Consider the following 17,535-nt stretch of genomic DNA (forward strand, 5'->3'; position numbering starts at 1 on the left):
GTCAGGACAACTCCCAGAACTCAATCGACGCAGCGCGCCGGAGCGGGTCAAGGTCAACCCGCCCGTCGCCAGCGTCTCACAAGCCTGGTCCCGCCCCCGTCACCGACCGTCATCCGGGGCGAGATCTTTGCGAGGACTTAGTTCACCGGGTCGAGCAGGAAGACGGGAATCTTGCGGGTGGTCTTGGTCTGGTACTCCGCGTACGGCGGATAGGCGTCCACGGAACGCTTCCACCATTCGTCGTACTCCGCGCCGTCGATCTCGCGGGCGACGTACTCCTTGGTGGTCTCGCCGTCCTGGAGGGTGACCTTCGGGTCGGACTTGAGGTTGTAGTACCAGACCGGGTTCTTGGGCGCACCGCCGAGGGACGCGACCGCGGCGTACACACCGTCGTTCTCCACCCGCATGACCGGGACCTTGCGGATCTTGCCGGACTTGGCGCCGCGCATCGTCATCAGCACGACCTTCATCCCCAGGATGTCCACGGCGTCGGTGGTGCCGGTCTCGGTCACCTTCTCGACCTGCTCGCGGACCCATCCGGTCGTGCTCGGCGCGTACTCGTCGTCGTAGTTCGATGTCATGTCACCAATACTAACGGTGACGCGTCATCAATGACAGCCGACGCGGGGGTCAGACCGCGCAGGACTGCAGCTGTGCGGCCGTGGCGATGGTGGCCGCGATCCAGCGGCGGCGCAGGAAGTGCGCCTTCAGCAGCCGGTGAACGCCGTCCAGCACGACCAGGCGGCCACGATACGCGACCAGATTGATCGGGAAGTCCAGGTCGGAGTCCATCACCCGCTGGTAGTGGGCGCGGAAGTTCATCGGCGTCTCCGCGACCTGGTGCGGGGTGACCCGGAACCGCTCGCCCTCCAGCTGCCACAACGGCAGGTCGAACATCCAGACCAGGTCGGCGACCTCGACCGGTTCGACCTTGAGGTCGAGCTCCCACAGCTTCGCCAGCTGCCAGCGGTACGGCGGGAACACCTCCCGCAACGCCTCCGGCATCAACGCGACCAGTTCCTCGAACGACACGTCCGGCGCGACCCGATCCGCCCCCGAGTCGAACGAGCCGTCCACCCCATCCATCATCACGACCCAGCAGGCTACGCCATCCCCAGGACAGTCCTGCGACGGGCGAGTGCGGGCGGAGCCGACAGGTTTGCCCGGTGGTTGGCGGTGTTGGTTGCCTCAGGCATGTGCCTGGCGGTGGATGATGACGATCGCCGAGTCGTCCCCCGGCCCTCCGGCGGACGCGACCAGCTCCTGCGCGGCACCCTTGAACCCCTGCGCGACCAGCCGTTCCGCATGCCCCGCCAACCGGTCCGTACCGCGGCCGATGTCCTGCCGCGGGGTCTCCACCATCCCGTCGCTGTACAGGAACAGCGCGTCCCCCTGCTTCAACTGCCCCCGGTTCACCTCGAACTCCGGCGACTCGACCAGCCCGAGCAGCGGCCCGTCCGCGTCCCGCGTCTGCCACCGCCCCGACCACGCGTCGAACTGGATCGCCGGCGGATGCCCGGCCGTCCGTACGTCGAACTCGCCCGTCCGCAGGTCGATCACGACATGCACCACGGTCGCGAAGTCGTCGTCCCAGTCCTGCCGCCGCAGGTACCGGTTCGCCGACGACAGGAACTCCTCTTCCGGTACGACGCCCAGCAGCCCGCCGAACGCACCGGACAGCAGCAGGGCCCGCGTCCCCGCGTCGATGCCCTTGCCGGAGACATCGACCAGCGCGACCTCGAGGACGTCGTCGTGCACCGTCGACACCACGAAGTCACCGGAGAACGTCGACCCACCGGCGGACTGGATCGCCGACTCGACCCGCCAGCCCGGCGGCAGGGTCGGCAACTCCCCCTGTGCGGTCAGCGTGTCCCGCAACTCCATCAGCATCGACTCACCACGGGTCCCCGGGACCCCGAGCCGGTTGCGTACCTTCGCACTGGTCAGCACAATCCAGGCCACCAGCGCGAGCACCAGCACGAACCCGGTCCGCGGTAGCACGGGCGACCTCAGCACCACGACGTACACGCCGAAGATCAACGTCAGCACGCTCAACGCGACCAACTGACGGAAGCGCAACAGCAGACCGCCGAGCAGCAGCGGGACGACCAGCAACGACGCCGGCACGAACCCCGGCAACGCCAGACTGCCCAGCGTGAACACGAGCGACATCAGCAACAGCGCCAGGAACGCCACCCTGGGCGAGCGGCGGGCACGACGCGCCAGCGCCTCGACCCGGCGGCCGATGCGTCGTACCAGTGCAAGACCGCCGCTCTTCCTCATGGTGTGAAGAAGATAACGGTACTGATCGGTCCGCGCATCAATTCGCAACACAACCGATGACTGTCAGCTCTTGCGGGTGAGACCGGTCCGCTGGCACTTGGGGCACCAGAACAAGTTACGGCCCGCGAGGATCTTCGTCCGGATCACCGACTGGCACACGTAGCACCGTTGCCCCTGGCGCCGGTACACGTACACCTCGCCACCATGATCGTCCCGCCGCGGGTCACGGCCCATCGCCTCCGGCGTGTGGTCGTCGGCCACGGTGTCGATCCGCCCGGTCTCCACGCCGTACTTCATCAGCGCGAGCAGGTCGTCCCACATGCCCTGCCACTCGCGCTTCTTCACCACGTTGCCGGGCGTCGTCGGGTTCAGCTTGGCCCGGAACAGCACCTCGGCGCGATACACGTTGCCGACGCCACTCAGCACGTCCTGGTTCATCAGCAGCTGCCCGATCGGCAGTTTGCTGCGGTGGATCCGCTTCCACGCCAGCTCCGGGTCCGCGTCGTCGCGCAGCGGGTCCGGACCGAGGCGGCCGAGCAGCTTCTCGCGCTCCTCGTCGGTGATGACCTCGCAGACGGTCGCGCCGCGCAGATCGGCGTACGACGTGGCGTTCTGCAGCCTGAGCCGGACCTGGCCGACAGGCTCCGGCACGGGCGCCGGGTTGATGTCCATCTTCCCGATCAGCCCGAGGTGGATGTGCAGCCAGCCGGCGCCCTCGAAGTCGGCGAGGAAGTGTTTGCCGTGCGCCTCGGTCTGCCGCAACAGATGCCCGTCGAGCAGCGCGGCGCCTTCGGCGAACCGGCCCTGCGGGCTCGACGCCCGGGCCGGACGGCCACCGAACGCGTCCCAGACGTCGTTCGCCAGCCGGTGCAGGGTGTGACCTTCAGGCATGATTCCTCGTATGGGGACGACAGGTGGTTCCAGTGCAGCGAAAGGGGGCGGCAGGTCCGCTCCACCCACTCCGGCCGTGGTCGGCACCGCCCGGAGCATGCGGGCTCGCGATGTCTCCCGCCCCCGTCGGTCCGTCGCACGCCGGCCCGTACTACCGGCAGCCGACAAGGACGAGCAGCAGGAGGATCAGGGCAGCGGCGGAAGCTCGCCGGTCGACTCGTAGTTGGCCAGCATGTCGATCCGCCGGGTGTGCCGCTCCTCACCGGAGTAGTCGGTCGCCAGGAACGTCTCGACGAACCCGGTGGCCTCCTCCTCGCTGTGCATCCGGGCACCGACACTGATCACGTTGGCGTTGTTGTGCTCGCGACCGAGCCGCGCGGTGTCGGTGCTCCAGGCGAGCACGGCCCGGACCCCCTTCACCTTGTTCGCGGCGATCTGCTCGCCGTTGCCCGAGCCGCCGACCACGACGCCGAGACTGCCCGGCTCGTCGATCACTGCCTGCCCGGCGCGCAGGCAGTAGGGCGGGTAGTCGTCCACGGCGTCGTACACAGCCGGACCGTGGTCCACGACGTCGTGCCCGGCAGCGGTCAGGTGCTGCACCAGGTGGTTCTTCAGTTCGAAGCCGGCATGGTCAGAGCCGATGTGCACTCGCATGGCCCGCAATCTACTTGTCAGCCGTCTGCACCCGGACGGCACCCGGCACAGTCAGCCCTGCGGTCAGCCGTGTCACCTGGGCGTAGGCCTCCTCGTACGGCGTCCCGCTCGGGTGCAGCGTGAACACCGCGACGATGCTCCGGTCGTCCGGCCCGACCGTGCCGGTCGTGTGCAGCGCGTCGTTCACCAGGTCCACCACGGACTCCGGCTTCTGCCGGTCGGAGCGGTAACCGCTGGACCCTTTGAACCCGGACCAGCCCTGCTTGATGCTGAATCCCGGTTCGAACGCCGACGCGATCCCGAAGTACTGGTCGATCCCGTCCGTGCCGTGGCGGGTCGCCCGGTGCAGCAGACCCATGACGTACCGGCGTACCGGTTCCGGGGCGTCGTCCAGCAGGTACCGGTAGATCCGCACCGTGTCGGCGGGCGTGATCGCGACGTACCCCCAGAAGCCCGGGTGGCTCGCCGGCGGCCCCGCGGTGCGCGTCAGACCGAGCCGCCCGACCATGCGGTCCACGATGGCCGCACCGCCCAGCTGGTCCCAGTAGTAGCTCGCGGCGTCGTCGTCGCTGCTGCGCAGCATCACCTCGAGCCGCTCCTGGTCCGCGGCCGGTACGTCGTACTCCGGGCCGCGGTTCCAGAAGAAGTCCAGCGCGATCAACAGCTTCACCACGGACGCCGAGCGGAACTGCTGCTCGGCGTTCTCCTGCTGGACGAACTGCCCGGTCTCCCGGTCGAACACGGCGATGCCGACGGTCATCTGAACCTACTCACCACTGGACGGATGCTTGAGTGAGCAACTTTCACCGCCGGGGCGCCCGGAAGACAACCCCTGAACCGTCAGTCGAAGATCGGGCCGCGGTCGCGGGTGCGCTTGATCTCGAAGAAGCCCTCGGTGCCGGCCACCAGCCGGACGCCGTCCCAGAGCTTCCCGGCCGCCTCACCCTTCGGCGCCGGAGTCACCACCGGCCCGAAGAACGCGGTGCCCTCCACGGAGATCACCGGCGTACCGACCTCCATGCCGACCTGGTCCATGCCGGCGTGGTGCGACTTCTTGAGCGCGTCGTCGTACCGATCGGTGTCGGCGGCCTCGATCAGCGCGGCAGGCAGGCCGACCTCGGCGAGTGCCTCCTTGATCACGTCACCCTTGCCGTCGCCGATCCCGCGGCCGTCGACATGGATCCGCCGGCCCATTGCGGTGTAGAGCGGCAGCAGGACCTCGTTGCCGTGCGCCTGCTCGGCCGCGATCAGCACCCGGACCGGGCCCCACGCGTTGACCAGGAAACTCCTGTACTCGTCGGGCAGTTCGTCGCGGCCGTCGTTCAGGACGGCGAGGCTCATCACGTGCCACGTCGTCTTCACGTCCCGGACCTGCTCGACCTCGAGCATCCAGCGAGACGTCATCCAGGCCCAGGGGCAGGCCGGGTCGAACCAGAAATCTGCGGAGGCAGTCATATTCACCATCATACAAAGTTGAAGAATCGGGTCACCGGCGGAGATACCGTCTTGGTATCCAATACCCAAGGTCGGGGGGAAACCCTCGGCCAAGCCGCGGGCCAGGTGCATAGGATGCCGACATGCCTGGAACCAACCTGACGCGCGACGAGGCGCGTTCCCGAGCGGGCGTCGTCCGTGACGTGAGTTACGCGATCGAGCTCGACCTGGCCAACGCACCGAGTGGCGCCCCGACGTACCCGTCGGTGACCACGATCACGTTCACCGCCGAACCCGGCGCGAGCACCTTCGCCGACCTGATCGCGGACAAGGTCCGCTCGGTGACGCTGAACGGCGAGGACCTCGACCCGGACGCGGTGTACGACGGCGCTCGCATCCAGCTCGACGGGCTGGCCGAACGCAACGAGCTCACCGTGGTGGCCGACTGCCTGTACTCGCGGACCGGTGAAGGGCTGCACCGCTCGGTCGACCCGGCCGACAAGGAGACCTACCTCTACACCCAGTTCGAGGTGCCGGACGCCCGCCGGGTGTTCGCCACCTTCGAGCAGCCCGACCTCAAGGCTCCCTTCACCTTCACCGTCTCCGCCCCGGCCCGCTGGGTCGTCATCTCGAACGCCCCGGCGCCCGAGCCCACGCCGTACGCCGGTGAGAACGGCGAGGAGCTGGCCCGCTGGGAGTTCCCGCCGACCGAGCGGATCTCCACCTACATCACCGCGGTGGTCGCGGGTCCGTACCACGTGGTCACGGACGCGTACGAGGGCCCGCACGGGACGTACCCGTTGTCGCTGCTGTGCCGCCCGTCGCTGAAGGACGCACTGGACGTCGACGACCTGTTCGAGGTCACCAAGCAGGGCTTCGCGCTGTTCGAGGAGGCCTTCGGTACGCCGTACCCGTTCCACAAGTACGACCAGGCGTTCGTGCCGGAGTACAACATGGGCGCGATGGAGAACGCGGGCTGCGTCACCCTGCGGGACGAGTACCTCTTCCGCAGCCGTACGACGCACGCGGAGCTCGAGGCCCGTGCGAACACGGTCCTGCACGAGCTGGCGCACATGTGGTTCGGCGACCTGGTGACGATGACCTGGTGGGACGACCTGTGGCTGAACGAGTCGTTCGCCGAGTGGGCCAGCCACTGGGCGCAGGTGGTCGCGACGACGAAGTACTCCGACGCGTGGACGACGTTCTGCAACGCCCGCAAGAACTGGGCGTACCGGCAGGACCAGCTGCCGTCGACGCACCCGATCGCGGCCGACATGATCGACTTCCACGCGGTCGAGGTGAACTTCGACGGCATCACCTACGCCAAGGGCGCGTCGACGCTGCGGCAGCTGGTGGCGTTCGTCGGTGAGGAGACCTTCGTCACCGCGCTGAAGGAGTACTTCCACGACCACGCGTTCGGCAACACCGAGCTGGCCGATCTGCTGAAGCCGCTGGAGAAGGCGTCCGGCCGGGACCTCGACGACTGGACCGAGCGGTGGCTGCGGACCGCGGGCGTGAACACGCTGCGCGCGGACTTCGCCGTCGACGACCAGGGCGCGTTCACGTCGTTCGCGATCGAGCAGACCGCGAACGAGAAGTTCCCGGTCCTGCGGCCGCACCGGCTCGCGGTCGGGCTGTACCGGCGGACCGACGCCGGCCTGGTGCGGACCGAGCGGTTCGAGGTGGACATCGACGGCCCACGCACCGAGCTCCCCGAGCTGACCGGCGCCGCCCAGCCGGACCTGGTGCTGCTGAACGACGACGACCTCACCTACGCGAAGATCCGGCTCGACGAACGCTCCCGGGCCACGCTGGTCGAGTCGATCGACCAGCTCACCGAGTCGTTGCCCAGGGCACTCGCCTGGGGCGCGGCGTGGGACATGACCCGGGACGCGGAGATGCCGGCCAGCCAGTACGTCGGCATCGTGCTGCGCGGGATCCGCGCCGAGACCGACCTGACCGGCGTCCGCTCCCTGCTCAACCAGGCGAACACCGCGATCAACCAGTACGCCGCCCCGCAGAACCGGCCCGCCCTGCGGGAGCAGTTCGAGGAGGCGCTGGCCGGTCTGATCGCCGACGCCAAGGCCGGCAGCGACCACCAGCTCGCCTTCGTCCGCGCCTACAGCTCGGCGGTGTTCTCCGACGCCGGGGCGGACCGGCTCGCCGGGTGGCTGGACGGTCGTGACCTGCCCGCGGACCTGGTCGTCGACACCGACCTGCGCTGGACGCTGATCGTGGCACTGGCCCGGCTCGGCCGGATCGGCGCGGACGAGATCGACGACGAGCTGACCCGCGACACCACGATCACCGGGCAGGAGCGGGCCGCGCAGGCGCGAGCCGCCCGGCCGACCGTGGAGGCGAAGGAAGAGGCCTGGCGGGTCGCGGTGGAGTCCGAGGACACCCCGAACGAGACGCAGTTCCGGACCATCCTCGGGTTCCAGCAGCCCGGCCAGGAGGACCTGCTGCGGCCGTACGTCGACAAGTACCTGACCGCCGCCAAGGACGTGTACACACGGCTCGGCTCGTCCATGGGCGAGAACGTGCTGGTCTACCTGTCGCCGCGGCACCTGGCCGACCAGGGTGCGCTCGACGCGCTGACCGGCTGGCTGGAGACGGAGTCGGCGTCGGTGGACGCTCCGACCCTGCGGTACGTCACCGAGGCACAGGCCGATCTCACCCGCGCGATCGCCGCGCAGGCGACGGACGCGGCCTCCTGACCGATCTTCACGACAGGGCCGGTCTCATCGAGAGACCGGCCCTGTCGCGTTGAACCTCGCGGTGCGGTAAGACTGGGTCGGTGCCCGCCTCTGATCCCGCCTTGGCTGGTGCGGCAGCTGTTGCGCTGACCGGACTCGCAGAGGCGTACCGACCCCGCCCCGTCACCCCGCTGATGCCCTGGCGGTACACCAACCGCCTCGTGAAGCCGTACGTCGTCACGGCACGCGGACGGCAGTGGGACGACCTGATGGTCGACGTCGCCCGGAGCACCGCCACCCGCCAGCTCGACTTCGACGACGCGATGGGTGCCGTCGGGCTCGGGGTCGTCGTACTGCACCTGAGCGACGACGGCATCTCCCTGGTGGTGCAGAGCTGGGCGCGCGACTTCCAGTCCCGGCTGAGCATCTTCAGCGGGATCGAGGCCGGCGACCTCCGCCCGGCCCCGATCGGCGCCGCGCCGAGCGTCTGGGAGCTGGAGGTGCTCAGCCACGAGCGGACGTCGTACGTGCGGCACATCCTCTCTGCCGAGGTCGACATCGACAGCTGGCTGGACGACGCCCTCGACACTCGCCCCAAGGCCAAGTTCGACGGCATCCCCTCGGGAACCTAGTCCGGACATAGCGTTTCGCTGACCACGCGATCTCGTTCGGTGAGGTCAAACGGTTGTTGGTCGGCGGTGGGTGAGGGCTCGTGCGCGGTGCGCGATTCCCCTGCGGGGAAAGAGATTCTTGCCACCTGAAAGAGGCTCACTTCTTCGGTGGTTGGGTTTAAGCTGCACCGGACATATCCGTCCAGGGGTTGTCTGGGGAGGGGCCCTTGCCGTGACACGCGTCGATCACCGGAGGCCGCCCGCACGGGCTGCCCGCAAACAGCACAGGACCGCCGCCCGGCGGAGTGCGCCCGCCGCACGACCGCGGAAAGCGCAGCGTTCGCACAGTGCCATCGGCGCGGCGATCGTGGCCGGTCTGGCGATAGCGGCGGTGTTCGCGTTCATCCTCACCCGCGGTACGACCGCCGGCACGGTGGCCGACGGACTGCGGATGGGTTCCGGCACCGACAGCGGCGCCGCGGCGCCGGCCGATCCGACGGCGAGTCCAACAGGCATCAGCACGAAGGCCGACCGGAAGCCGCCCGTGTCCGCCGCGGCACCTAAGCCGACGGCGGCCACGTCGGCGACGAAGCCGACCACGCCGCCGCCGGTGAACACCGGTCCGACCTCACCGAAGTTCAAGCGCGGCCAATGGATCGCGGTCCTGGACAAGTACCCGGCGGACGCGGGCCAGACAGCGAAGGACACCGCGACCAGGATCACGCGGGCCGGCATCCCGGCGAAGGCCATGCTGGTCGACGGTCAGTACCCGGGCTTCACGGACAGCTCACTGGCGCCGGTCACCGGTACCTGGGTGGTCTACCTCGGTCCTGGCTCGTCCTCGGAGCAGATGCTCAACCTCTGCCTGGATCCGCGCACGCAGGCGGCGTACCCGAGCGCCTGCCCGACCTACGAGCCCGCTAGCTGAGGTACGTCGTCGGTCGACAGCCGGGCGTGCAGATGTGAGTTGTGCCGCTGCCCCGTCGGCTCGACGTAGTAGTCGCGCATGACGCCTTCGAGTTGGAACCCGGCCCGCAGTGCGACGCGGCAGGACCCCTCGTTGATCAGCGAATGGTCGAGCGAGATCCGGTGCAGACCGAGTCCGTGGGCCGCGAAGCCCCAGCGGGCCGCAGCGTCGAGTGCCCGCGCACCCAGCCGGCGACCGCGCGCCGCGGGCCCCACCCAGTACGCCGCCACGGCCTGATCGGGCACGCGGTGGACGTCCCGGAGCGTGACGCTCCCGATCGCCTGATCGGTCGCGCAGTCCGCGATCGCGAAGACGGCATTGCCGCGGGCCCAGCCGTCGATGCGCGGCTCCAGCCACCTGCGGGCCCGCTTGTCGGCAGGTGTGCTGATGACCGCCGTCCCCGCGGTCCAGCGAAGAATCCCCGGGTCCTGCAGGGCCAGCGCCACCGCGTCCTCGTCGGACGCGACGAACGGACGCAGTACGACGTCGCCGAGCTCGATGCGATGCGGTTGCAGCGCGACCATCTACTGCTTGTGCGGCTCGGTGTGCGCGTGCAGCAGCGGCGCCTGGTGCGCGTGCGTCCCCAGCTGCTGTACGCCGGTGACCAGCCCGCCGGTCAGGTCCCCGGTCGCGAAGGACGTCTGCATCGTCAGCGCGGCCAGGCCGGCGGACGAGTCCGACAGTTGGCGCCGGGCGTTCGTGCCGGTGACGATCTCGAGACGGCGGCCGGCCGGGTCGACGTACACCAGGACGGAGTTGTCCGGGTCGTCGAGCTCGTTCAGCAGCTCGATCGCGAACGGACGGGTCTCCGAGTCGGCGCCACCGACGTACACCGAGAAGTGCAGGCCGGAGACCTCCTCGGCGTGCCGGACGGCCCGCTCGATGTCGTGGAGCTGGTCAGGGGTGAAAGCGTCACCAGCTGGCACTTGCGCCTCCGGTCGTGCGGGCGACGCCGGTGCCGGCCGTCGCGGTGGCACCCGGCGCCTGGCTCGACGAGGTCAGCTCAGGCAGCTCGGGCAGGTTGGCTGGGTCGGGCTTGGTCGCCGTCGGACCGTTGATCCACACCGGCGGCGCCCACCAGGACAGTCCCGGACGGTACCGCGGGCCGTGGGCGATCGAGGACGCGAAGACCAGCAGCGCCACCACCGCGACGACCAGCACCGGAATCCCGACGAACACCAGCAAGGAGTGCCCGGACAATTCGACAATCACGCCCCGAAGCCTAACCCCCTACCCGCCCGAGCCGCCGGGCGGTCCGGCCCCGGCGCGTGAATTCACGGGGACACCCCTTGACCTGTGGGGCGGTCAGTTCAAGGAGTGCATCCCAGGTGAGTCGTGACCAACCTCAGAAAGTGACGTCCGAGCACTGGTAGAAGGCGTTCCCGGTGTCGGCGATGGTCCAGACCGCGAGGATCATGTGCCGTCCGGTGCGGCCGCTCGGGATCGTGCCCGGGTGGGCCACGTCGTACGGCGGACGGGTGCCGTTCATCGTCACCGTCAGGAACGGGTTCAGATCAAGCGCGGCCCGGGTCAACGGTTGCGTCGGATCCCAGCCCTGCTTGGTCATGTAGTACTTGAAATCGGTGGTCGAGTGCGGCGCGGTCAGGTGCCACGTGAACGTGAACCCCTGCCCGCCCTGCAGTTGGGTGGCCGGCCAGGTCCCGCCACGCTGGTCGTCCAGCTCGGCGAACTGACCCAGGCCTGCCGAGCACAGCTTCCCGTCGGCCGGCCCGCTCTGCGGGAATCCCTTGGGACCTTCCACGCTCTGCGGCTCCCACTGGATCTGCCCGCAGTTCGTGACGTTCCCTTCCTGACAGTTCTTCGCCCGGCTGATCGGGCCGGTCGAGTATCCGTGCCCGTAGGCGAGCGGGACCGACGTACAGACCGTCAGCGCCAGCGCGCCGACGGCGATGCCGGCCATTCTGAGCTTCCGTTTCCAGCTCCGCTGAGACAGCATGCGGACTCCTTCCACTGTTGGGGCGGTGGACAGCGAAGGAAGGCGCCTCTCCTGCTCAATAGAAAACAACCGTTCCAATCTATTGTCAACGGTTCGTGAGCAGTCGGATACGGAAAGCTAGATCTAGATGTTCAGCGCGCCGATCAGCCGACGGAGGCGGTGGTTGTTGGGCAGGTCCTCCACCAGGACGGCCTCACCCTGCGGCCCGCCGAGCGGGACCCGCCAGTTCGGATACTCGTCCGTCGTACCCGGCTGGTTCTGGGTACGGCGTTCTCCGACAGCATCCGTCAGCGCCACGCCGACCAGCTTCGCCGGTGTGTGGGCGACATACCGGTGGAGCGCCTCGACGATCCGCTCCACGTCGCCGTCGGTGTTACTGAGCAGGTGGCGTTCGCGGAGCGCGTCGAGCCACGCGTCCCGGTCCGCCTCGTCCACTGCCAACTCCTCCGCCACCGGACGAGTCAGCAGACCGAGGCGGTTCCGCAGCTCCACGTGGTCACCGGCCAGGTACCCCGCGGTCGGCGGCAGGTCGTGCGTGGTGACCGTGGCCAGACACAGCTCCCGCCAGCGCTCCGGCGCCAGTGGCTTCCCGTCCGCGTCCCGCTCGAACCACAGCACCGACGTACCGAGGACGCCGCGTTCCGTGAGGTAGTCGCGCACCCACGGCTCGACAGTCCCCAGGTCCTCACCGATCACAGTCACCCCGGCCCGCTGGGCCTCCAGCACCAGGATGCCGACCAACGCCTCATGGTCGTACCTCACGTACGTGCCCTCGGTCGGCCGTTCCGGTGAGGTCACCCACCAGAGCCGGAACATCCCGAGGATGTGGTCGATCCGCAGTCCCCCACCGTGACGCATGACCGCCCGCACCAGGTCCCGCCAGGCGGCGTACCCGGTCTCGGCGAGCGCGTTGGGCCGCCACGGCGGCTGCGACCAGTCCTGTCCCTGCTGATTGAACGCGTCCGGCGGTGCGCCCACGTGGATGTTCTGCGCCAGCACGTCCTGCAGCGCCCACGCGTCGGCACCGTCCGGATGCACACCGACAGCAAGGTCGTGTACGACGCCCAGTGACATCCCGGCCGCTTTCGCCCGAGCCTGGGTCCGAGCCAGCTGCTCGTCCAGCTGCCACTGCAGCCAGCAGTGGAACTCCACCGCATCCGGGTTCTCGTTGCGAAAGGCAACGACAGCCGGTGATGCCGGCTCCTGCAGCTCCTCCGGCCACTTGCTCCACTCCGGCCCGTGGACATCGGCCAGCGCGGCCCACGTCGCGAAGTCGATCAGCCCCTGGCTCTCGCGGTCGCAGTACGCGCCGTACTCCGCGATCCGGCCCACCGACGGCTGCACGCGGAACAGCACCTGCAGCGCCTCACGCTTCGCAGCCCACACCGTGTCCCGGTCGAGCGCAGTGGAGTCCTCACTCAGCGCCCGCACCTGCAGCGCCAGCGCCCGTACCTGATCGCGCTCCGCCGGCGCGAGGTCGCCGTACTCGTCGATGTCCTCGATCCGCAGGTAGACCGGGTTCCCGAACCGCCGGGACGCCGGCAGGTACGGCGACGGCTCCATGCGGCCCGACAGCTCCGCGGCGTGCAGGGGGTTCACCAGGACGAACCCGGCGCCCAGGTCATGCGCCGACCACGCAGCCAGGTCGCCCAGGTCGTGCAGATCTCCGATCCCCCACGAGCGCCGCGAGCGAACGGAGTACAACTGCAGGACCCAGCCCCAGGTCCGGTGCAGCTTCTCCGGCTCCAGCTTCCGCGGCGTGACGATGAGCGTGCTGACCGCGATCTCCGGGCTGCTGCCGATCCGCGCGCACAGGCGGTGATAGCCGAGCGGCAAGTCGCCCGGCAGCTGGAACGTCGCCTCACCGACCTGTACGCCGTCGACCCACTCAGGCTCGACCCAGTGGTCCTGCTGCGGGATGTCCCGCCGCTGACCGCCGTCCTCGAGGTCAACCCACACCTCCGCCGTCGACCCGTGCGGCAGGTGGACGGCGAACCAGGGCGTCCAGCCCTCCCGCATCACGACGGTGGCGGGCAGAGTACGGCGCCAGCGCGCCTGCTGGTGCTCAGCAAGCGCAAGAGCCGCCTTCTCCGGTGTAGACGCGTCCACGCCGAGTGCAGCGAGCACGTCGGACACGACCTCGCTGGAGACGATCACATGCTCGCCTTGCCAGTTCCAGTACTCCGTGGCCACGCCATGGGCGACTGCTAGCTCGACAAGGGCCGGAGTGGGAGCTGTCACCCCAGCGAGTCTGCCGTATCAACCGTGTCGACTGCCAAACGGCGCGCGTTGCGATTGTCCCTCGGCAGTACAGCTGGTCGATCCAGCTACTCGATGCAGCTAGTCGTTCGAATGGCGGCGGGTCAGCATCAGCACGGCGAGCAGCAGCACTCCGCTCGCCACGACCAGCCCGATCGCCACACCGGCCAGGTTGTCGGTCAGCTGGTAGAGAGCGGTCGGCCAGATGACCAGGAGGATCGAGCAGCCCACCACGGCGTACGCCGAACGCCGGGTCCGCCCGTACGCGACCAGCAGCGCGGCCGGTCCCGCCGTACCGACGGCCAGCGCCATGATCTCGCCGCGCTCCTGCACCAGCCAGCAGATCGACGAACTGAACATCGCGGCTCCGGCGAGTGACCAGGACGTCACCTGATCGCGCACCAGGCCGAGCATCGCGAACACGAACGCGACGAGGATGAACCCGGTCCCCGCGATGCCCGCGCTGTTGGTGGCCGGCCCGGTGTCCGGAGTGAGGACATCTGCCGTGATCACCAACACACCCACGGCCAGGATCCCGAACGTTGCCACTAGCAACGACGACTCCTTGAGCCACCACAGGCCGCCCGCGGCCAGGGCGAGCGCGACCATCACCCCGGCGACCCGCCCCGCCTCCCCCTCGATCGCCACGTAGGTCGCGAACCCGGCGACACAGCAGCCCAGTGACGCGAGCGCCGCGCTCAGCTGCTGACGGCGCCCCACCACCGCCAGCACGACGGCCACGCCGAGCAGTACGACCGCGGCCGTGGCGCCGGTCGTGATCCGCGCCGCCCGGCCCATCTCGCCCCAGTTCGCCAAGGTCAGGAGCGCGACCGCCCCGAGCAGCAGCGCGCCGCCGATGTACCCGAGCACCTCGACCAGCGCGTTCGTGCGGGCCGTGACGGGCCGCGGCTGCTGCTGCGCACGCTCGGGCTCCGGCGGCTTCTCGAACGGCCGGGGTCTGCCGGGATCGGCGAGCGCCGCGTCGATCTCCGCGTCGGCGGCGTCGCGGATCGAATCGGCCTGGTACTGGCGCAGCACACCAGCGCTCACGAGCCTCGAGAGCTCGTCGTCCAGCCGACTCGACATGCTTTTCCGTCTCCTTGTCAGCCTACTAACATCAGGCGGCGAGATGCCTATTCTGACCAGCTACCTAGTGTCCCTAGTCAATCACCCCCTGTTTTCACTGCCCGAGGCCTTCCCGACGTTCTTCCGGATGGGCTCCGACGGCAAGCTGGAGGTGACCGACCAGATCGTGGTCGTCCCGGCCCGGATCGCGGGGCTGATCATCGGCTTCTTCGTGCTCCGCTGGCTGCTGCACAAGATCATCCGCCGGTTCGCCCGGCGGACCGGGAACGGCGCGGTGGCCGGCGTGCTGTCCAGGTCGAAGCTGGGGCAGGGGTTCGTGGAGAGCACGCTCGCCACTGAACGCCGTACCCAGCGCGCCGAGACGATCGCGTCGTTGCTGTGCAGCGCGGTCACCATCGTGCTGACCGCCGTTCTCGTGGTGATGGTGCTGGCCGAGCTCGGGTTCAACATCCTGCCGGTGATCGCGTCCGCGAGCATCATCGGCGTGGCGCTCGGTTTCGGCGCGCAGACGCTGGTGAAGGACTTCCTGGCCGGCGTGTTCATGATCTTCGAGGACCAGTACGGCGTCGGCGACCTGATCGACATGGAGAAGGCGACCGGCGTCGTGGTCGCGGTCGGCCTGCGGATCACCACGCTCCGCGGCGAGGACGGCACCACCTGGTACGTCCGCAACGGCGAAATACTCCGGGTCGGCAACATGAGCACCCGCGACCCGAGCAGCTCCGGCTCCTCCGGCGTCGGCTCCGCCGCGGAGAAGGAAGAAGAGGCCGCCAAGGCCGACGAAAGCGCGGCGAGCGGAAGGCAGGACGGACACCCCGCCTGACAGCGAAACGCCTCCCGCGCAGGTGGCTGCACGGGAGGCGTCGGGTGTGGATCAGGCGGTGAAGGTGACGTCCAGGGTGATCGGGACGGCGGACAGCGCCTGGGAGACCGGGCAGTTCTTCTTGGCGCCCTCGGCGAACTCCGCGAACTCGTCGGCGGTCAGGCCCGGCACGTTGCCGTTGACCGACAGCTTGATGCCGGTGATGCCCTCACCCGGCTGGAAGGTCACGTCGGCCTGGGTGTCCAGCGACGCCGGCGGGTTGCCCGCCTGCGCCAGCGCGTGCGACAGCGCCATCGAGAAGCAGCTCGAGTGCGCGGCGGCGATCAGCTCCTCCGGGCTGGTCCGGCCGCTGGCCTCCGGCTCGGTGCGGGCGGCCCACGTCACGTCGAACGAGCCGAGAGCGGAGGACTCCAGGTTGACCTGGCCGCCTCCCTCCAGCAGCGAACCTTCCCAGTGGGCCTTGGCGGTACGGGTAGCAGCCATGCTCGTGTTGTCTCCTTCAGAAAGAGTTCAGAGGGGGATTCAGCGGCCGGACACGTCGATCGCGCCCGGATAGTTCGGCTCGTCGGTGTTCACCATGCTGTGTGCGGCCATCACCATGTAGCGCCAGATCTCCTCGTCCCGCTCCGGGGACAGGGCGATCTCGTCGAGCGCGGCCCGCATGTGGCCGAGCCAGCGGTCCCGTGCGCTCGGGGTGACGGCGAACGGGGCGTGCCGCATCCGCAGCCGGGGGTGCCCGCGCTGCTCGGAGTACGTCTTGGGGCCGCCCCAGTACTGCTCCAGGAACATCCGGAAACGCACCTCGGCCGGACCGAGGTCCTCCTCGGGATACATCGCCCGCAGCTCCGGGTCGGCGGCAACACCACGGTAGAAGGCGGCCACCAACCGGTGGAAGGTGTCCGCCCCACCAACGGCGTCGTAGAAGCTCTGCTGCTCAGTCATGTCACATCTAGTCTCTCAACCGCTCACAACGTGCTTGCGCAGGGCTACCCGTTCGGCGTCGACCAGCGGCCGCTTCGCGTGCGTCGCACCGTCCACGGCGACCAGTACGGACTCCGCCTTGGCGTACACGTCCTCCGACCCGCCGCTGCGGTCGACGATCCGCGAGCCGAGCGTGTACGACGACGTACCGACGGTCTCGACCCACACGTCCACGTCGTACGGCGGGTGCCTCAGCAGGATCGGCCGCAGGTAGTCGACGGTCTGGCTGACCAGCACGCACGGGTACTGCGCGAAGAAGTCGCCCGTGGTCTCCATGACCTGCCCGAGGAACGCGATCCGGGCCTCCTGCAGGTAGTCGAAGTACCGCACGTTGTTGACGTGGTCGTAGGAGTCGATGTCCGACCACCGCACCAGAACTGGATGGGTGAACGTCATGCGCCCACCAGTTTCTCGAGGGCCGTGCGCTCCACCGGGGTGATCCGGCGCAGGCGGTTGGCGGTGAAGTCGAACGGGACCAGCTTGGTCTTCGCCTCGACATACGTACGGCGTTCCGGTTTCGCGTCGAGGATCTCGTAGTCGACCGTGAACGAGGCGGCCCGGATCTCGCTGATCCAGAGCTCGATCCGCACCGGTTCGGGCCGGAAGTGCAGCGGCGCGCGGTACTGCACCTCGTGCCGGGCCACCAGCAACCCGGTCTCCAGGTTGTCGGCGCCGAGCTCCTTGGCGGTCCGGAACAGGAAGTCGACGCGGGCGTCCTGGAGGTAGTCGACGTACCGGCCGTTGTTGACATGGCCGAGCGCGTCCATGTCCCCCCAGCGCAACGGGCAGTGGTAGACGTGGCGGTTGTGATGATCCACACGGCGATCATCGCATCCGAGGTACTTCCCCGGTGACTGACCGTGGGTAATGTCATCTCCGGCAGACCGAACCAG

Annotated in this window: 21 protein-coding genes; 4 read left to right on the forward strand and 17 right to left on the reverse strand. The window is 68.9% G+C overall.

Going from position 1 to position 17,535, the window contains the following annotated elements; genetic code table 11:
- Positions 1-137 precede the first annotated feature (137 nt).
- The 7 genes from BJY22_RS34505 to BJY22_RS34535 all read right to left on the reverse strand — a co-directional run bounded on the left by BJY22_RS34505 (position 138) and on the right by BJY22_RS34535 (position 5,283).
- Positions 138-581 (reverse strand): nitroreductase family deazaflavin-dependent oxidoreductase, encoded by a 444-nt coding sequence (locus BJY22_RS34505; protein WP_167215492.1) that lies wholly within the window; start codon positions 579-581, stop codon positions 138-140.
- Between the two features lie 49 nt (positions 582-630).
- Entirely contained in the window at positions 631-1,089 is a 459-nt protein-coding gene (locus BJY22_RS34510) for a hypothetical protein (RefSeq protein ID WP_238351497.1), read from the reverse strand.
- 99 nt (positions 1,090-1,188) lie between these two features.
- On the reverse strand, positions 1,189-2,283 hold the full coding sequence (locus BJY22_RS34515) for a PP2C family protein-serine/threonine phosphatase (protein ID WP_167215495.1): 1,095 nt from the start codon (positions 2,281-2,283) through the stop codon (positions 1,189-1,191).
- Between the two features lie 63 nt (positions 2,284-2,346).
- Positions 2,347-3,174, reverse strand: a complete 828-nt coding sequence (locus BJY22_RS34520) for an Fpg/Nei family DNA glycosylase (RefSeq protein WP_167215498.1) — start codon at positions 3,172-3,174, stop codon at positions 2,347-2,349.
- Between the two features lie 186 nt (positions 3,175-3,360).
- Positions 3,361-3,828, reverse strand: a complete 468-nt coding sequence (locus tag BJY22_RS34525) for a ribose-5-phosphate isomerase (RefSeq protein ID WP_167215501.1) — start codon at positions 3,826-3,828, stop codon at positions 3,361-3,363.
- A 10-nt stretch (positions 3,829-3,838) separates the two neighbouring features.
- The gene (locus tag BJY22_RS34530) at positions 3,839-4,588 is read right to left on the reverse strand and encodes a serine hydrolase (RefSeq protein WP_202891391.1); all 750 of its coding nucleotides are present in this window, start codon (positions 4,586-4,588) and stop codon (positions 3,839-3,841) included.
- Between the two features lie 80 nt (positions 4,589-4,668).
- Positions 4,669-5,283, reverse strand: coding sequence for a mycothiol-dependent nitroreductase Rv2466c family protein (locus tag BJY22_RS34535; RefSeq protein ID WP_167215504.1), 615 nt, complete (start codon positions 5,281-5,283; stop codon positions 4,669-4,671).
- 122 nt (positions 5,284-5,405) lie between these two features.
- Between BJY22_RS34535 and pepN the strand changes: the two genes are divergently transcribed.
- The 3 genes from pepN (at position 5,406) to BJY22_RS34550 (ending at position 9,497) form a co-directional block, all read left to right on the forward strand.
- Entirely contained in the window at positions 5,406-7,979 is a 2,574-nt protein-coding gene (gene pepN, locus BJY22_RS34540) for an aminopeptidase N (protein WP_167215507.1), read from the forward strand.
- Positions 7,980-8,059: 80 nt separating this feature from the next.
- On the forward strand, positions 8,060-8,590 hold the full coding sequence (locus BJY22_RS34545) for a hypothetical protein (RefSeq protein WP_167215510.1): 531 nt from the start codon (positions 8,060-8,062) through the stop codon (positions 8,588-8,590).
- 211 nt (positions 8,591-8,801) lie between these two features.
- The gene (locus tag BJY22_RS34550) at positions 8,802-9,497 is read left to right on the forward strand and encodes a hypothetical protein (RefSeq protein WP_167215513.1); all 696 of its coding nucleotides are present in this window, start codon (positions 8,802-8,804) and stop codon (positions 9,495-9,497) included.
- On the opposite strand, the gene BJY22_RS34555 is transcribed toward BJY22_RS34550, so the two are convergent.
- From BJY22_RS34555 to BJY22_RS34580, 6 genes are all read right to left on the reverse strand, one after another.
- The gene (locus tag BJY22_RS34555) at positions 9,479-10,060 is read right to left on the reverse strand and encodes a GNAT family N-acetyltransferase (protein WP_167215515.1); all 582 of its coding nucleotides are present in this window, start codon (positions 10,058-10,060) and stop codon (positions 9,479-9,481) included. The two genes, BJY22_RS34550 and BJY22_RS34555, sit on opposite strands and share 19 nt — an antisense overlap.
- On the reverse strand, positions 10,061-10,462 hold the full coding sequence (locus tag BJY22_RS34560) for a DUF5130 family protein (protein ID WP_167215518.1): 402 nt from the start codon (positions 10,460-10,462) through the stop codon (positions 10,061-10,063). It abuts the gene before it with no gap.
- Entirely contained in the window at positions 10,449-10,748 is a 300-nt protein-coding gene (gene ctaJ / locus BJY22_RS34565) for an aa3-type cytochrome oxidase subunit CtaJ (protein ID WP_167215521.1), read from the reverse strand. The genes BJY22_RS34560 and ctaJ overlap by 14 nt, the downstream gene beginning before the upstream one ends.
- A gap of 133 nt (positions 10,749-10,881) precedes the next feature.
- Entirely contained in the window at positions 10,882-11,493 is a 612-nt protein-coding gene (locus BJY22_RS34570; RefSeq protein WP_202891392.1) for a lytic polysaccharide monooxygenase auxiliary activity family 9 protein, read from the reverse strand.
- A 123-nt stretch (positions 11,494-11,616) separates the two neighbouring features.
- A complete protein-coding gene (gene malQ / locus BJY22_RS34575) occupies positions 11,617-13,734 on the reverse strand; it encodes a 4-alpha-glucanotransferase (protein WP_167215524.1) in 2,118 nt (705 codons plus the stop codon).
- A 99-nt stretch (positions 13,735-13,833) separates the two neighbouring features.
- Positions 13,834-14,838, reverse strand: coding sequence for a hypothetical protein (locus BJY22_RS34580; RefSeq protein WP_167215527.1), 1,005 nt, complete (start codon positions 14,836-14,838; stop codon positions 13,834-13,836).
- Between the two features lie 127 nt (positions 14,839-14,965).
- On the opposite strand from BJY22_RS34580, the gene BJY22_RS34585 reads away from it, so the two are divergent.
- Entirely contained in the window at positions 14,966-15,661 is a 696-nt protein-coding gene (locus BJY22_RS34585; protein ID WP_238350548.1) for a mechanosensitive ion channel family protein, read from the forward strand.
- Positions 15,662-15,712: 51 nt separating this feature from the next.
- Here the strand turns inward: BJY22_RS34585 and BJY22_RS34590 are convergent, their stop codons facing one another.
- The 4 genes from BJY22_RS34590 to BJY22_RS34605 are packed head-to-tail and all read right to left on the reverse strand — an operon-like array spanning position 15,713 to position 17,460.
- Entirely contained in the window at positions 15,713-16,144 is a 432-nt protein-coding gene (locus BJY22_RS34590; RefSeq protein WP_167215533.1) for an OsmC family protein, read from the reverse strand.
- A gap of 39 nt (positions 16,145-16,183) precedes the next feature.
- On the reverse strand, positions 16,184-16,603 hold the full coding sequence (locus BJY22_RS34595; protein WP_167215536.1) for a globin: 420 nt from the start codon (positions 16,601-16,603) through the stop codon (positions 16,184-16,186).
- Positions 16,604-16,618: 15 nt separating this feature from the next.
- Positions 16,619-17,038 carry an acyl-CoA thioesterase gene (locus BJY22_RS34600; protein WP_167215539.1) on the reverse strand — a complete coding sequence of 140 codons (420 nt, stop codon included), beginning with the start codon at positions 17,036-17,038 and terminating at the stop codon, positions 16,619-16,621.
- Positions 17,035-17,460: an acyl-CoA thioesterase gene (locus BJY22_RS34605; protein WP_337759725.1), complete on the reverse strand. Its 426-nt coding sequence runs from the start codon at positions 17,458-17,460 to the stop codon at positions 17,035-17,037. Before BJY22_RS34605 ends, BJY22_RS34600 begins: the two co-directional genes overlap by 4 nt.
- Positions 17,461-17,535 lie beyond the last annotated feature (75 nt).

The sequence above is a fragment of the Kribbella shirazensis genome (assembly GCF_011761605.1).
Lineage (GTDB): Bacteria > Actinomycetota > Actinomycetes > Propionibacteriales > Kribbellaceae > Kribbella > Kribbella shirazensis.

Coding starts and splice junctions, on each gene's coding strand:
- BJY22_RS34505 (WP_167215492.1), bottom strand. CDS start 581: ATGACATCGAACTACGACGACGAGTACGCGCCGAGCACGACCGGATGG.
- BJY22_RS34510 (WP_238351497.1), bottom strand. CDS start 1,089: ATGATGGATGGGGTGGACGGCTCGTTCGACTCGGGGGCGGATCGGGTC.
- BJY22_RS34515 (WP_167215495.1), bottom strand. CDS start 2,283: ATGAGGAAGAGCGGCGGTCTTGCACTGGTACGACGCATCGGCCGCCGG.
- BJY22_RS34520 (WP_167215498.1), bottom strand. CDS start 3,174: ATGCCTGAAGGTCACACCCTGCACCGGCTGGCGAACGACGTCTGGGAC.
- BJY22_RS34525 (WP_167215501.1), bottom strand. CDS start 3,828: ATGCGAGTGCACATCGGCTCTGACCATGCCGGCTTCGAACTGAAGAAC.
- BJY22_RS34530 (WP_202891391.1), bottom strand. CDS start 4,588: ATGACCGTCGGCATCGCCGTGTTCGACCGGGAGACCGGGCAGTTCGTC.
- BJY22_RS34535 (WP_167215504.1), bottom strand. CDS start 5,283: ATGACTGCCTCCGCAGATTTCTGGTTCGACCCGGCCTGCCCCTGGGCC.
- pepN (WP_167215507.1), top strand. CDS start 5,406: ATGCCTGGAACCAACCTGACGCGCGACGAGGCGCGTTCCCGAGCGGGC.
- BJY22_RS34555 (WP_167215515.1), bottom strand. CDS start 10,060: ATGGTCGCGCTGCAACCGCATCGCATCGAGCTCGGCGACGTCGTACTG.
- BJY22_RS34570 (WP_202891392.1), bottom strand. CDS start 11,493: ATGCTGTCTCAGCGGAGCTGGAAACGGAAGCTCAGAATGGCCGGCATC.
- BJY22_RS34580 (WP_167215527.1), bottom strand. CDS start 14,838: ATGTCGAGTCGGCTGGACGACGAGCTCTCGAGGCTCGTGAGCGCTGGT.
- BJY22_RS34585 (WP_238350548.1), top strand. CDS start 14,966: ATGGGCTCCGACGGCAAGCTGGAGGTGACCGACCAGATCGTGGTCGTC.
- BJY22_RS34590 (WP_167215533.1), bottom strand. CDS start 16,144: ATGGCTGCTACCCGTACCGCCAAGGCCCACTGGGAAGGTTCGCTGCTG.
- BJY22_RS34595 (WP_167215536.1), bottom strand. CDS start 16,603: ATGACTGAGCAGCAGAGCTTCTACGACGCCGTTGGTGGGGCGGACACC.
- BJY22_RS34600 (WP_167215539.1), bottom strand. CDS start 17,038: ATGACGTTCACCCATCCAGTTCTGGTGCGGTGGTCGGACATCGACTCC.